Here is a 14,775-nt window from a genome sequence, read left to right on the forward strand (position 1 = left end):
GTTCTTGGCAGATCGGCGGATTCAGGCGATGAATTACTTCGCCGAATGGCCGCACGCCGCCGCCGTGACAACGTCTTGGTCGCTGTCCTGGCCGTTCTCGCTGTCCTCGGTGGCGGCCGCACGATCCTCGGTTGGTTCTCGACGCCGCCGCCCGGTCCCTCGGACGATACGACGACGAAGATCGTCGGGCGTTCGCAGCTGGCGGAATCGTTCGCCCGCGATTTCGTGGTGACGTATCTGAGCGCGTCGGCCAATCAGCAGGACAAGATCGCGGAATACGTCAGTTCCGGCCAGCAGGTCACACTGCCCTCCACCGGGCGTCAGGTGTCCGACCCGGCCGTCGTGTTCGCCGAGCGCGAGGTGTCGAATCCGCAGCTCGAAGTGTGGTCGGTGACGATCTCGGCCAAGGTGGGCAAGGGTGCCGGAACCGCGGTAGGTACCAGCAGCTCGGCGGCTGCCAGCACGGCGTCGAGCAGCGGTACGACCACAAGTGCCAGCAACGCGTCGGCTACCGCAGGGCCGGGACGGCAGTACTACCGCGTCGCGGTATCGGTCGCCGCCGGGCGGGTGCGCGCACTGAGTTTGCCCGCCGCCGTCGACGCGCCCGGGCGAGGTTCGGACCTGGCTCTGGCGAACCAGAATTCGTGTAGTCCGGACACCCCGTTCGGGCAGGTCGTCTCCGGATTCCTGACCGCGTACCTGACCGGATCCGGTGACCTGTCCCGCTACACGGTGCCGAATTCGGGAATGGTCGCTCCGGCCCCGGCGCCGTTCGTCTCGGTCGAGACGGCCACGGTCTCCACCGACACCACGGGTTGTGGCACCGGCGGCGGGACCGCCCGGGTGCTGGCCACGGTCAATCCGAAGGCAACCGATGGCGCGTCACCGACGCTGGCCTACCCCCTGACGATGATCTTCAGCGCGGGGCAGTGGCAGGTGCAGCGCATCGATCCGCTTCCGCCGCTGCGGAATCCGCTGACCGTAGTGGTCGGCGACGCCACCCAGGGGCCGCAGGTGCAGAGCACCCCGTCGAGTGTGGCAACCACCTCTCCCTCCAGCGCGGTGCAGGTTCCACCGGCGAAACAGAACTGATCCGGAAAGGACAGTCTCATGGGTAGTCAACTGAGTGTCATCTTGGTCTACGTCCTGCAATGGGTCCGGTGGGGCGGAATCATTCTGATCGCGATCATCGGCATGGGCATTCTCTTGTCCGAGGCAGCGAAATCCAAGCTCTCGCCGTCGCGGATCATCACCGTCGCGGGCTCGGCGATTCTGGCGGCGGTGTTGTTCTGGCTGCTGCCGACACTGGTGAACTATGCGCGCGTCGACTCGAACACCATCGTTCCCGACCACCCGATCGGGAGCTATCAGTGACCACCCCGGTCAAGGTGTTCACGCCGATCAAGCGCGTCCCCACCATGATCGGCAAGGCGCAGAACGGGCAGAAATTGCCGTTCGGCCCCTATACCCTGCCGCAGATCGCCGGTGGAGCAGGGCTTTTGGCGCTCAGTGCGGTGTGTGCGATGGTGCTGCCGATGAATCCGGCGGTCACCTTCGTGATCGGGCTGGTGGTGACGGTTCTGACCGTGTTCGGGCTCGGACTGGTGCCGTATACGGGGGTTCGAATGACGTCGAGGGTGTTGTGGGTGGGACGGTTGATTGTCGTGCGAAAGCCGGTGTCGGCGTCGGGTGTGCCGATTGATGACGAATCGGCGGATACGTTGACGTTCGTCGAAGAATCTGTGGTTGTCATCCTGCCCGACGGCAGCCCCGGTGCGTTGCCCGAGCGCCCGACCGCGGCGCGATGGCCGCTCGCGCTGTCCAGCATGGGGGACAGTTCCGTGGTGGTGGAATCCGGAGGACTCGACTGATGGCTTTCGAACGCGATCTGCAGCCTACTGCGGCCATTCGCGGGAATTTGCAGTTCACCCATTCCGGCCTGGTGACCGCGACCTATTTCATCAACCCGCTCGGCTACGGCTTGCGGAAGACCTCTGACAAATTCGATGTGAAGATGGCGCATCACTCGCTGGTCACCAGCCTTCCGAACGGCTCGCTGTTGTTGGGAATTCAGGCACGGCTCAACACGGTCGATGTTCTGACCAAGATGATCGAGGGCGTGGATCTCGACAACTGCGAGGACTATGCGGATGAGGTCGTCGCCTCCTTCGAGCGCGTCCGCGCGATCACGCCGCAGACGCGTATTTTCCTGCTGACGATCCCGGTAGGGACGACCTCGACCACGGGCGTCTCTGCTTTGTCTCGCATGTGGCGCGGTAGCACCACCACGATCGATGCCACCGCAGTATCCCGTGCCGAACTGGACCAGTACTCGGAGAAGGCGAATGAGATCCTGTCGCGGATCGGCGGGGATTTTGATCCGGTTCCGGTGCCGGCCGCACTGTTCCAGTGGTTGTGGGAGCATTACCTGAATCGCGGCGCATCCGGCGATCCGTTCGCACCCACCCGCGCCGAGATTCTCGACGACGCGACCGCGGCGGTGTTCCGGTCCGCTGCACTCGATGAGGGGGCCCACACCGATAGCTCCCGGCGGCTACGGCCGTCGTTCGTGCCCATAGTCAAGGTAGTGCAACCGGACTTCGACTTCCTGCCGGCCTATCAATCGATGTTGACCCCACATTCGTTTCCCTACGCGGGCATGATGTTTCCCGGCGGGAGTGAGTTTCTCAACGTGCTCGACGGTCTGCCGGATGTAACCGTCGATTGGGGAATGCGGATTTCGACCAAGCCGGCCGACCAGGTGCTCAAGGGAAACGAATTGAGCCTGCGGCGGCTGGGCGAGCAAATGGATCAGCGTGACCAAGAGATCTCCTTCGCGCAGAACACCCTGGCCTCCAAAGTGCAGATGCTCGGCGAGTACAACCAGCACTTCGAGGTGAACGGCGGCGAATCGGAGGTGTCGTTCACCACCGTCATCGCGGTCGGCGGGCCGACCCGCGAGATCACGATGGACGCGGTGAACAGCCTCAAACGCCGGTACAAGCGCTTCCAGATCGAGATGACCGCACCCGTCGGCGCGCAGGTCGACCTGTGGTCGATGCTGATTCCCGGAAGTCCGCGGCGCCGGGCGTTCGACGATTTCGCGCATATCCTCCCCTCGGATATGTGGGCCGGGTTCGTGCCGTTCAACACCTCTCAGGTAGGTGACGACAGTGGTCCGGTAATTGGTGTCAACCTGCTGTCCGGGCATTTCGAGCCGATTCATTTCGGCATCATGGAAGCCGCGCTGCACGATCTGTCCGCGTCGTTCGCGGTGACCGGTGAACTCGGTTCGGGCAAGTCCTATTTCTTGAAGCTCATGGCGGTGCTGGTCCACGATCTGGGTGGTCAATTCCTGGCGATCGATCGTAGCCAGGTCGGCGAATGGGAGCATTTCGCGGCGGCGATCGACGACGCGGTCATCATCGATCTGGCGAATCCGACAGTGTCGCTGGATCCGCTGCGGATGTTCGAGCCCCGTGTCGCCGGCGAACGGACCCTGGACTCGATCCTGCCGCTGCTGGACCTCTCGCCGACCTCTGGCACCGGCGCCGCCCTCAGCAATCTGCTGACGCCCAGAAGTATTGCCGAGCACCGCATTCGGAGTCTGCTCGACCTGTTCCAGACCGTCGGCCGGTTGCGCGATCAACCCGGAAGTATGGACGAGTACGCGGATCTGGCCGCCCGCCTGGGCACGGTGGCGAACCGGATGCCGGTCTTGTTCGATCCGAAGTTGCCGCCGCTTCGTCTGGACGCCGCAGCCACGGTGGTGCGTAGCCATAACCTCGCCCTGCCGACGGCCGAGGAACTCGTCACACCGCACCTGTACAACCGGTTGCCGCTGACCAAGCGGCTCGGGACGGCACTGTACGAGCTGGTGGGCGTGGCCGCCCGCGAGGCATTCCTCACCGACAACGGGGTCTTCGGGCTCCTGGTGGGCGACGAAGCGCACCACTTCACCCAGACACAGGTCGGATCGTCCGTGACCTCGGATTTCAGTCGTGACGGTCGTAAGCATCTGGCCGCGATCGGACTGGCCTCCCACGATCCGGCCACCGACTTCCAGGGCGCGGCACACAATCTCATCCCCAACCGGTTCGTCTTTCGACAGCGCGATGAAACCCTTGCCCGCAACAGTCTGGAATGGCTCGGCGTCGACTTGGAGCAGGCACCGTTCCTGCTGCCGATGTTGCGGGAGGAGACCTCGCCGCCGGTCGGTCCGGGGCGGCAGGTACCGGAGGAACGCCGTGGCGAGATGTTCATGCGCGATGCGCTGAACCGGATCGGTCGCGGCAAGATTCTCGGCCCGGCCCGTGTCGACCGGGCCCGCGCGATCACCAGTACGCCTTCGACGGTTTCTGGGGGCGGCCGCCCGGCCTTACCGGAAAGACAGGTTGTCCGATGAGTATCCATAATCTGCGACTGCGCGACCGTTGGTGGTCCCAGTCGGCATGGGATACGGAATTCTGGAATCCGGATCGCTGGCAGCCGCGCGCGGTGTACCGCCAGTGCCGCGGCTGGATAAGGGCAACTCGGCGGCGGCGTTGGACCGCTTGGATCATCGGTATCCTGCTCGCCCTGTTCGTATTTCCCGGATTGGTGGGCGGGATCGCTTCCGCATTGGTCGATCCGAGCACCGTGTCATCGGTGAACAGTGCAACGAGCGGATTGGGTACTCACGACTCGTCGGGTGTCCCACTGTCGAATTATACGATAATAATCGATCATGGAAGCATCTTCAATCCGGGCAATACGATATTAGGGTCCCTGCTGAGCCTGATAGCAATGGGGTGGCTGTCCATCGATCAGCTCGCGATCTGGGGGATTGATTCCACGCTGAGTTTCGGCTGGATGAACATCATCGCCGCCCCGTTGCACGCTACCGCGAAAACCTTCACCGGGCAGATTGCAACGCCGCTCGTCTTTGTAGTTTCGGTCACGATCGGTGCTGGGTTCGTTGCCTACTTCGTAGTGCGTGGATTGCACTCCAAAGCCACCATTCAGGTTGTCACCATGGTTGTGGTGGCGGTATTGAGCCCGGTTTTTCTGGCGGACCCGCTGGGCGAAATTCTGTCCTCGGACGGGTTGCTGGCGCAGGGGCGTGATGTCGGTGTCGCGGTAGCTGCCGGACTGAATGGCGAGAACAGTCGAGATTCGACGACTCTGGTGAATTCCATGCAAGGTATTCTGACGGATAATCTGGTCAGAAAACCGCTGCAGGTATGGAATTTCGGGCATGTGGTCGACGATCAACCGGCCTGCAAGGAGGCATGGTCGGCGGGAATAGCCGCAGGAGACGAGGGCAAGGTCAAGAGTGGATTGAAGAGCTGCGGCGACACCGCTGCTTATTCGGCGACCAACCATCCGAACTGGGGGCAGGTCGGAGCCGGACTCTTGCTGTTGGTGTTCGGAGGCATCCTGCTGATGTTCGCGGCATATTTGTCCATCAAGATCATCTGGGCTGCTCTGGACACGATCTATCATGGATTTCTGGCCCTTTTAGGGTTCGCTGCGGGTGGGTATATCTACGGAGCGTCACAGACCTTCACGATTGCCAATGTCGTACACGGTTTCCTTGCCGCATGGCGAATGATTGTCGAAATTGTATTCGTCGCCGTCTACCTCCTGTTCCTGGGAGATCTGTTCGAACAGGCCAAAGGGCAGGTCATGGTGGTCATCGTTCTCGGTGGCACGGTGATGATCATCATGGTCTTTCAGTACAAGCGGATCAGCGCGAGTGTCACGCGGGGAGGTGAGGCGATCACGAGCAGAGTCGCGACGGCAGTGCAGACCGGCGTGTTGGGCTATGGCCAGACATGGGGAGGCGGCGGTGGCGGAGGAGGTGGCGGCGGTGGAGTTCCGGGCACCGCGGCGCATGGCTTGCTGATGACAACCGCTGCAATGCAGGGGATGAGCGCGTTGGGCGTGATCGGCACTTCGCCGCTGACCGAATGGCTGTGGGTTCGGACACGTCACCCGTTTTCACCGGGTGCGCGAGCGGAGATGCGGGCGCAGCGGAACAACTGGAGACATACAGGTAGCCGGGATTGGCTGCCGTCGCAGCGGGCGGGCATTGTCGACAAGCGCGAGCAGATCGAGGGTGCCAAGGCGGCTGCCAAGGATCGTGCGTATTACGTCGGTCACCCGGTACGCCGCCCGGATGGCCGAATCGAAAATGCTGTGGGCAGCGGCAGGCCCGCCGGTCTCAACTCGTGGCGGGGCATGGCGGCCAGCATTCATTATTTGAGAAGTAAAAAGGTGGCGTCCCATAGTATGGGCGGGGCCATGGATGTGGCGGGACATAAAGCGAGGTTCTACAGGCCTGGAGTTTCTGCTCTCGACCGTATCGAAGAACTTGCCGATCAGAATGTCATCAAAGATAAGAATCTCGGTTCCTTGGCGGCTTCTGTCAAATATGTCCAGGAGACGACACACAGGCTTGCCACTTTGTCTCCCGGTGTAAATGCGAGGCCGTACATCGATGAGGCAGCCGCCGCTGTATCGCACATGGAGCAGTTTGCATTGACCTATGCCAGGGCGGCCCCTCCGAATGTCAATCTCCAACATGATGAACAGGCATATCTCGACGAGTACCATGCGAGACATGATCCGGCCAGAGTTCAAGCATTGCAACGGTGGGCGCAAGGTGACCACAGCATGCCGGAAATGAAGTTCGATGGAAACGGTGCGTTGCAGAACGGAGCCCTCATCGATGCCATCCAGGAATTGGATGCGCTGCCCCTACCTCAAAGTATCGCAACACCGATAGTCGGCGATTCTGCCGCCGAAGCTGCGCGACTCGCGCAGGTTCGCATGCATCGAACGATGACCGCGAAGCGCATGGAAGGAAAACTCGCGGGAGACGAATCGACGGATCTACTGATGAAAGTCCGTGATTTCATGGGGGATATGAGTTCGGAAAATCTCAGAGAGGTGAGAAACTCGATGGATGCTCTGCAGAGTACCGAGGAGGCGCAGACCGGCGGTAAGCGAACCGGAGCGAATTCGGTGTACCCTGCCGGATCGAGTACACCTACGCCCGCGGCAACAGCGAACTGGACCACGGCGGTGAAGAATCCTCTGGAAGGCGCGATCGGTCCGATCCGGACCTGATTGCCATGCTTCGCAACCTTCTGCTCGGCCGCATCATGAGCATCGGCCTCGGCCGCCGTCCGATGCTCATGCAGATCCTGATGCTGGCGTTCATGCTCCCGAACTCGGTGGTGATCGTCGCGGTTATTTTGATATTGCTTGCGGCTCTTATTATTCCGTTGATGTGGTTGGTGTTGATGGCAGGGAGCGCGGCGTCGGCTTCGTCATCGGATTTCTATTACCAATGTGACAGTGCGATAGGCCCCGACCCCTCCGCTACCGAAACTCTCGCGCCCACGACTGCGGGCAGCGCCGGTGCCACCGACGAGACGCTGCCGTCATCGGTGGTGCCGACCACCAATCCTTACGCGGAAGTGACTGTCGCACCGGACGAGTCGGATGTCTCCGATTGGCAGCGAGCCTGTGTGAGCGCCATGCCGTCGGCGCCGTATCAGTTGCCGCCGCTGTCGACCGTGAATTCCGGTCCGGCGGCCGCGTGCGCGCGGCAGCTGGCGTTGGTTGCGGCGCAGCGCCCGCCCGGGGCGGGATCCGGGAGCGCCGAGGCGTTCGCCCAGTCTGCCCAGTCGTTGATCTATCTGGCGTCCGGCGCGTCCGGTACCGGTAGTTGCGCGGTGGGCGCCGCCGGGGTGGGAGCCACGGTCCAGCCCTTGCCGCCCGGCGTCACCGCACCGTCGAGCAACTCGGCTCAGGGAGCGTGCAATCAGCTGACGAATGCTGCCTCGTTGCAGGTCGCACTGCCGAATACCATTGCCGCACAGAGCCGTTGCGGGCAGCGGGTCGATCGGTCGGCGGTGTCACCGGGCGACCTGGTGTTCTGGAACTACCACGACTACGCCCCCACCCGGGTCGGGATCGCGGTGGACGCGACGCGAATGGTGACCAGTGATCCCGGTTCCGGGCAGGTTGTCGAGGAGGCGATTCCGACCGCGTCCGATGTCCGAGTGAAGCGGGTACTGAAGGGAGGATCGTGACAAGCGCCGAGACATCCCCGCCAGGAGTCGCCGATGCCGGGACCGCGGACGGCGCGACCCCGGGTGATCCGTCCGCGACCGCCGTGACGCCGTGGACCAAGCCGGGGCAGCAGCGGGCGCGGCCCGCTGTCTCGGCTGGTCAGCAGTCGCCGGGGGTGGTGCCGCCGGGGGGGAATGGTCAAGTGCAGCAGGGCAATCCGGACCTGAACCCACCGGGGAATGCGAGTTCGAGCACGCCCACCGCGGCGCCGGGACAGAACGGCGTGAGCGCTGGTCCGGGGACGAATACGGTGACTGCGGGGCAGAGCACGGCCCCGCCGGGCGCATCTGCCACCGGAACGAGTACGGCGCCACCCGGTACTCCCGCCGCGGGTGCGGGAACCGCGGCGCATCTCCCCGCGCTGGCCAATCCCAGTGCGACACAGCCCACAGCGGCCGGTGGTATGCCCGCACAGTGGGCGCAGTCCCGTCCGGCCACTCGGGACAACAGCAATCCTTCCGACAGTTCGGACCCGCTCACGCAGCTGGAACCGATGGCGATGATGGCCGCGACCATGCTGCCCATGATCGCCTCTGCCCTGAGCGGACTCGGCGGATCCGGTGGCAGCGGCACGACGAACGGTACGGGGGCTACCGGCAGCGGCGAGGCGGCGTCGACCTCCGACGCCCAGGATGCTCAGCAGGCGCTGAACCAGCTCAACGATGTCTACGGCAACGGCGCCACCAGCACTCCCGGGACCAAGAATTTGCAGAACAATGTCGGTACCGCCAGCGGTTCCGGATCGGGAATGGCCTCGCTCAAGGCCAGGCAGCTGTATCAACACAACGCCGGTTCCGCGTACAACAACCTCGACAACGAACTCGCCAATTACATCCGGACCCTGGCCGGTAACCATGCTGTCGACCAGAACGCCGTTGCCAAACTCATCAATTACACCAATACCCAATTGGCTCAACTAGGGGCCAGTGCCTATACCAGGGCCGGGGAGATAAAGGTCCACCAGATCCTCATCGCGGCCCTGACCGGTGCGATGCAGATCGTCGGCGGCAGTAGCGATATCGCCAACACCGTCGCCGCCGAAATCAATCGGCTCACCGACCAGTACCTCTACAATCTGGTCGGCGTGAATTACCCTTCCGCGAATTTTTCGGCGAGCTCCGCCACGGGGACGACGGATGCTGCGCAGAAGGCGGTTTCGGTCGCGCTGTCGGAGCAGGGGCTGCCCTATGAGTACGGCGCCGAGGGGCCCTATTCATTCGATTGCTCCGGCCTGACACAGCATGCCGCCGCCGCTGCCGGCGCGCAGATTCCCCGCACGGCCGCGCAACAATATCAGCAGCTGCCCAAGGTGAATCCGGCTGATATCCGGCCCGGCGATCTGATCTTCCCGGCGGCCGAATTCAACGGCGGCAGCCCCGGGCACGTCATGATGTACATCGGTAACGGGCAATGTGTGGAGGCGCCGCACACGGGCGCGACCGTCCGAGTGGTGAACCTGCCCAGCAGCTTCGCAGCCAGCCGCTGGTCCTGATGCCTTGTTCGAGGTCCTGCCCGGCGCCGGCGTGCGGCCGGACACCGGTCCCGCAGCGGCGGTTCCCAGTGTTGGGAATCGGTGAGAATGATGAAGTCGAGAGGAATTTGCATGCACGCTCAACTGGTGCATGCAGCGCCTCATCCGGTGACAAGGTGCTCAACCGAGAGGTGGATCGTGGTGGTGGAACACGCGACTCACGCGGACATCGACCGCGCTGTCACCGATGGTGTCGCGCCCCTCGGCGAGTCGACCGCCTCGGCCGTGCTTGCGCACGTCAACCCCGCATCGAGTAGGTGATGAGCTTTGTTCGGCTTCAGTTGGAAAGATCTCACGGTTGCCGTGGCATCCGCTATTCCGGTCGCCGGTCCGCTTGTGGGGGCAGCAGTCGGCGGAATCTGGACAGGTATCGAAACCGGCAGTGTCACCGAGGGGATAAAGGCCGCCGCGATCGATGGCGCGATGGCCGCGATTCCGGGTGGAAAGATTCTCGGCACCGTTGCCGGGAAGATGGCTGCTCCGCTGACCGAGAAACTGCTGGGTACCGCAGGCGGAAAAGTGGTGGGGAAATTTGTCGGCAACAATCTCGGCAAAATCGGTAAATACGCGATGCGTAGCGGCGGCAAAGGGCTCGGCAGATCGCTGGGACGTGCCGCTGGACGTGCTGCGGGCGGTTTGGCGGGCAGCGCCCTCACCCCGGATGGGGGCTCATCGCCCGATCCGACGCTCGGTCAGGTCCCTACGCGCTTGGCAGGCTCCCCCTCCGCCACAAAAGTGGTCTTCGGTAGTAACGACACGCAGGATACGCTGAACTACGACAAATACGGTTTGGCGCAATACCCCACCACGGGGAAGGTGAAGATCAAGCTGGATAGCGGCGACACGGTGGATGCATGACCGATATGCCGGCACTGAAGATTCCCGACGGAGATTCTCCGCTGTGGAAGCAGTATGGTGACCTGAAGAGTTTATCCATCGCGGATCATATAACGTCATATTTGGATGACGATTATGTCAGAAGTATCACCCGGATGTGGGCAAAATTCGGGGACGGCACCAAGACGCCGCTGCCGACTTCGGTGGTTGTGCCGCAAGTGGAGCAGGTGGACCTCTCCAGCGAGGCCGGCGGTAATTATAACGTGGTGGCTGTGCAGCTCAAGAAAGCGTACGAGACCGTGCAGAACACGATGTCGACGATAACTGAGAACGTGAAAGTCACGGCGGATGATCTGGTGAAGTACCAGGCTGTGCTCGGTGATGATATCACCGGTCTCAGTGCTTGCGCGTCGACCCTTCCGGGGGATGATCACGATGAGAACACGCATATACTGAACTATACGGCCACCGGCCTGAAACAGATGGAAACCGATCTCAACGCGCTGACCGATTCGCTGGGCCTTCCTGCGGGGAAGATAAAGGATCAAACCAAGGATCTTCAAGATCTGAACGATAAATATGATGCGCTGAATACCAAATACCAGAATCTTCTGGATAAATACAAAGGCTTGTCGGGGGCGAGCGGGCCGGGCGCGAGCGGCAGCTACAACCCCCCGGGGCTCAACCCCACCAACCCCACCAATCCCGGCACCGGCGCCAGCGGCTCTGCCAGCACTACCGACTGGAATCCCCCCAATCTCGGGTCGGACCTCGGCGGCGCGAGCGGCTCCACCGATCCGGCGTCCTCCACTGCGACCAACCCGACCGGAGTGGGGAACTCCGGCGGATCGTCGAACGACACCGGCTCGCAGACCACGCCCGCAGCGGCGACCTCGCCGACGTCCGATATGTCGAGCATGCTCGGTCCGATGATGGAGATGATGCAGCAGCAGGCGATGATGCGGAACCTCTCCGATCAGAACCCGAACAACCAGCTGAATCAGCCCTACCCGCCCGGCTACCAGCAGCAGCAGCCTCCGGCCGGACCCGCGTCGACCGCACCGGCGCAGGCCGCCCCGGCGGCTCCCGCCCAGACTCCGCCGCAAACCGCGCCGAACGGTCCGGGCACCACCGCTCCGCCCGCAGCGCCTCCGGGCCGCGTACCGGGAGCCGACGGTCTCGTGGACTACACCTTCCCGGACGGTCGCGTGCAGAAGGTGTCCTCCGTGGTCGCGAACGCACTGGATGCGGCGTTCGGCAACCAGGCCGGTACCGACGCGCAGGCCGCCTATTCGCAGGGCGACAAGACCCCGGCGAAGTGGACCGATCCCAAGCAGATCGGTGATCGCGTCGATCCGAGCCAGTTGATGACCGGTGACGTCGCCACCTGGGACGACAACCACACGGCGATCGTGATCGTGTGGGGTTCCGCGCAGAACGCCGGTGCTGCCCTGAGCGGCGCCTCCGGATCCGGGGGCGCTTCCGGGCCCGACGCCGGTTCCGGCCAGGACGGCAGCCTCGAGGTGATCATCGACGGTCAGCAGAAACCGTTTTCGCCCGAGATATCGGGCAAGGGAGGCGATTTCGGCACCTTCGCCGGATTCGCCCACCCGCACGGTATCGAGGCGACCGCAACGAACGCCGGGGACGGGGCGCATGCGGTTCCGATGGTCGGCGACCCGTCCGGTGGGCAGGCGATGCAGCACGCCGCCACCGCGCCGGGCAGCTGATCGTATGGCGAAGGTGAGAGGAGGCAGATGTGGAGCCGTTGAATGTCGACCCGGCGGAACTCGCCACGGTGGCTTCGATGCTCGCCGATCTGGCGCAGACCACCGGGCAGGGGCTGCCGACGGGCTGGGTGCTGCCCGCGGGCAGTGATCACATCTCCGGCGGGTTCGTCCCGGGCGCGAATACGCAGGCCGCCAACCTGTTCAACGGGACGCAGGGGGTACTGCACCTGGTGCATCAGCATGCCCACAAAACCGGCTCCGCGGCCGCGGATTACACCGAGGCCGATGACACGGGTGCGCGAACGGTCGGGGGCAACGGCCGCGATGTCCTCACGAATCCGGTTGCCGAGCCGACACCGCCGACCCCTCGGCAGGCGCCGATGTTCAACCTGCCCGTTCCCGGCGTCGAGATCGATCCGCTGACCTTCGCCCAGCAGTTGCGAGCAGGCTCCGGTACCGGTCCGGCCAACGCGTTCGCGGGGAATATCCGCAACTATCTCGGCACCTCGCATCAGACGGCGTTGGCGGGTGTGGATCAGGCCGCGCAGACGTTGCAGAACTGGACCCCGGTCGGAACCGAGGCGGCGGCCCAGCTGAACGAGCATCGCAGCTGGCTCGATCAGCTGGGCAGCACGCTGGGCCAGCTGGCCGACGGAATCGAAACCTACACTTCGGCTTTCGACACCGCGATGGCCAAACATCCGACCCCGGAAGAGATCATCGCCGCCCGCAAGGAGTTGCTGGCCGCGATGCGATCCAAGGACGAGGCCGGTGTGGCGGATGCGCTGGCGAAGACGCAGGAGCAGAACGCGCGATCCGCCGACGCGATCACCGGATACACCACAACCGTCGATTCCAAGACCGCGCAGAACAATTCGAGCAGCAACTCGAGCGACTCCAGCCAGATGATGAGCACGCTGGCATCCATCTTGCCGACGATGATGAGCTCGATGATGTCCAACGGCATGTCGGGGCTGAACCAGGACAACAGCCAGAATTCCCTGGATGATCTCGCCGGCTACGCCGGTGATTACGGTTCCGGCGCATATGACAGTCTCGGTGGCGGCGGGGTGCCGATCGGCGACCTGACCGACGCGGCGAACGCGGTGGACGCGGGGAGCAAATCCTTCGAGGTGGCGTCGATGCCGATGGCGACCTCCGCGGCGAGCCTCGGCAGTTCGCTGGGCTTGCCCCGGGCTTCGGTGATCGAGCCGCTGCAGGCGTCCTCGGCCGCCGCGGGCCGGGCCGCAGCCGGTGGTTCGCCGTATATGCCGTACATGCCGATGTCCCCCGGGATGGGGCAGACGGGCGGGAGTCAGGACCGCAACCGTGTGGTGGCGTGGCATCCCGATCGGCTGATGTACGTCGACGACACCCCGCACACCGAGCAGGTGATCGGCGAGAAACCGACGATCGCACCGACGGTCACACCCCCGACGCCGTCGAACGCCCAGACCCCGAGTCAATCCGGAGGCACCGCATGAACAATATCCATCCCGAGGTACAGGCGGCCTTGGACGCCGCCCGTGAGCTCCGGCACAAGATCGCCGATCTGCGCGATCGGATCGATGCCATCCGGGCGCGTCGTCCGTCGCCGAGTGGCGCGGTCATTCCCGAGGTCGATGCGATGGGTCGGCTGACATCGCTGTATCTGGCTCCGGGCACGGTCGATCGGTTCGAGTCCGACGAGCTGATCACCGAGATCATGACGGCGATCCGGGACAGTACCGCGGATGCCGCCCGGCAGTACGAGCAGTTGATGGACCGGGATCCGTGGGCCACCACCGAGGACTCGGACGCGGAATCCGGTGCGGCGGAGTTCGTCTCGTGACGGAGCCGGACGCCGTCACCGTTCCGGACACCATCCGGTGGTTGCACGAGGAAGGTCTGATCCGGCTGGCCGGGGTGGCTGACAGCCGTTCGGGCCCGATCGCCGCCTACACCGTCGAGGTCGCGACCGGAATGATCTCCGCGCATCCCGCGACCGGCGCCGAGGAGGGTTCGGACGTGATGACCCTGGCCGCGGAGGATCTGCCGTATCCGGTCGGCACACCGAAGCGTCTGGTGATCGTCGGGGTGACCACGGCCGAGGCGGTTCTGGTCGTGGATCTGGCTTCGTCGCTGGCGATGTCGATCAACGGTGACAAGCCCGAGACCGCGGCTCGTTCCTGGGCGATGCAATTGCTTCTGAATCCGGAGATTTCGCTGACGACCAACAGCGCCGCGGTGGCGATCAAGGCCGGTCCGCGCTTTCGGCAGAGTTTCATCCCGGGCAGTGGATCGACGATCATCCAGATCGATGATCGGAACCCGCCGGTCACGACCATCACTCTCAACGCACGGACCGACGGGCCAGATCATCTCGACATCGCCCCGGGCGGGACCGGCGAGATGTATCTGGGAGCTCGATTCTGGGAGTTGCGTCAGGTCATGACCATCGACGACGATGCCTGGGCTGCTCTCGACGAGCAATTGACGGGCCCTGCCCCGGGCGTATCGCCGGGTCCCGGGTTCGGGGCGGAATCCCATCCCGCCGTACACATTTAGGAGCAG

At 63.8% G+C, this 14,775-nt stretch carries 12 protein-coding genes; all 12 read left to right on the plus strand.

The genetic code is table 11. The annotated features are described in order from the left end of the window. Positions 1 to 45: 45 nt before the first annotated feature. The 12 genes from K7711_RS40105 (at position 46) to K7711_RS40160 (ending at position 14,769) form a co-directional block, all read left to right on the plus strand. Positions 46 to 1,092 (plus strand): conjugal transfer protein, encoded by a 1,047-nt coding sequence (locus tag K7711_RS40105; RefSeq protein ID WP_222976934.1) that lies wholly within the window; start codon positions 46 to 48, stop codon positions 1,090 to 1,092. A gap of 18 nt (positions 1,093 to 1,110) precedes the next feature. Then, a complete protein-coding gene (locus K7711_RS40110) occupies positions 1,111 to 1,374 on the plus strand; it encodes a hypothetical protein (protein ID WP_222976936.1) in 264 nt (87 codons plus the stop codon). Then, positions 1,371 to 1,871, plus strand: a complete 501-nt coding sequence (locus tag K7711_RS40115; RefSeq protein WP_222976938.1) for a hypothetical protein — start codon at positions 1,371 to 1,373, stop codon at positions 1,869 to 1,871. Before K7711_RS40110 ends, K7711_RS40115 begins: the two co-directional genes overlap by 4 nt. After that, positions 1,871 to 4,405, plus strand: a complete 2,535-nt coding sequence (locus K7711_RS40120; protein ID WP_222976941.1) for an ATP-binding protein — start codon at positions 1,871 to 1,873, stop codon at positions 4,403 to 4,405. The genes K7711_RS40115 and K7711_RS40120 overlap by 1 nt, the downstream gene beginning before the upstream one ends. Beyond that, the gene (locus K7711_RS40125; protein WP_222976943.1) at positions 4,402 to 7,113 is read left to right on the plus strand and encodes a hypothetical protein; all 2,712 of its coding nucleotides are present in this window, start codon (positions 4,402 to 4,404) and stop codon (positions 7,111 to 7,113) included. Before K7711_RS40120 ends, K7711_RS40125 begins: the two co-directional genes overlap by 4 nt. Before the next feature lie 5 nt (positions 7,114 to 7,118). Next, positions 7,119 to 8,084, plus strand: a complete 966-nt coding sequence (locus tag K7711_RS40130; RefSeq protein ID WP_222976945.1) for an NlpC/P60 family protein — start codon at positions 7,119 to 7,121, stop codon at positions 8,082 to 8,084. 443 nt (positions 8,085 to 8,527) lie between these two features. Then, on the plus strand, positions 8,528 to 9,616 hold the full coding sequence (locus K7711_RS40135; protein ID WP_222976947.1) for a C40 family peptidase: 1,089 nt from the start codon (positions 8,528 to 8,530) through the stop codon (positions 9,614 to 9,616). 306 nt (positions 9,617 to 9,922) lie between these two features. Beyond that, complete coding sequence (locus K7711_RS40140; protein ID WP_222976949.1) at positions 9,923 to 10,513, plus strand: hypothetical protein; 591 nt, start codon at positions 9,923 to 9,925, stop codon at positions 10,511 to 10,513. Beyond that, the gene (locus K7711_RS40145; protein WP_222976951.1) at positions 10,510 to 12,222 is read left to right on the plus strand and encodes a hypothetical protein; all 1,713 of its coding nucleotides are present in this window, start codon (positions 10,510 to 10,512) and stop codon (positions 12,220 to 12,222) included. Before K7711_RS40140 ends, K7711_RS40145 begins: the two co-directional genes overlap by 4 nt. A 29-nt stretch (positions 12,223 to 12,251) precedes the next feature. Continuing rightward, positions 12,252 to 13,706 (plus strand): PPE domain-containing protein, encoded by a 1,455-nt coding sequence (locus tag K7711_RS40150; protein WP_222976953.1) that lies wholly within the window; start codon positions 12,252 to 12,254, stop codon positions 13,704 to 13,706. Next, a complete protein-coding gene (locus K7711_RS40155; RefSeq protein ID WP_222976955.1) occupies positions 13,703 to 14,053 on the plus strand; it encodes a YbaB/EbfC family nucleoid-associated protein in 351 nt (116 codons plus the stop codon). The genes K7711_RS40150 and K7711_RS40155 overlap by 4 nt, the downstream gene beginning before the upstream one ends. Next, positions 14,050 to 14,769 carry a hypothetical protein gene (locus K7711_RS40160; RefSeq protein WP_222976957.1) on the plus strand — a complete coding sequence of 240 codons (720 nt, stop codon included), beginning with the start codon at positions 14,050 to 14,052 and terminating at the stop codon, positions 14,767 to 14,769. The genes K7711_RS40155 and K7711_RS40160 overlap by 4 nt, the downstream gene beginning before the upstream one ends. Positions 14,770 to 14,775: the final 6 nt, after the last annotated feature.

The sequence above is a fragment of the Nocardia coffeae genome (assembly GCF_019890715.1).
Taxonomy (GTDB): domain Bacteria; phylum Actinomycetota; class Actinomycetes; order Mycobacteriales; family Mycobacteriaceae; genus Nocardia; species Nocardia jiangxiensis.

Coding starts and splice junctions, on each gene's coding strand:
- K7711_RS40120 (WP_222976941.1), top strand. CDS start 1,871: ATGGCTTTCGAACGCGATCTGCAGCCTACTGCGGCCATTCGCGGGAAT.
- K7711_RS40155 (WP_222976955.1), top strand. CDS start 13,703: ATGAACAATATCCATCCCGAGGTACAGGCGGCCTTGGACGCCGCCCGT.
- K7711_RS40125 (WP_222976943.1), top strand. CDS start 4,402: ATGAGTATCCATAATCTGCGACTGCGCGACCGTTGGTGGTCCCAGTCG.
- K7711_RS40105 (WP_222976934.1), top strand. CDS start 46: ATGGCCGCACGCCGCCGCCGTGACAACGTCTTGGTCGCTGTCCTGGCC.
- K7711_RS40135 (WP_222976947.1), top strand. CDS start 8,528: ATGCCCGCACAGTGGGCGCAGTCCCGTCCGGCCACTCGGGACAACAGC.
- K7711_RS40130 (WP_222976945.1), top strand. CDS start 7,119: ATGCTTCGCAACCTTCTGCTCGGCCGCATCATGAGCATCGGCCTCGGC.
- K7711_RS40110 (WP_222976936.1), top strand. CDS start 1,111: ATGGGTAGTCAACTGAGTGTCATCTTGGTCTACGTCCTGCAATGGGTC.
- K7711_RS40145 (WP_222976951.1), top strand. CDS start 10,510: ATGACCGATATGCCGGCACTGAAGATTCCCGACGGAGATTCTCCGCTG.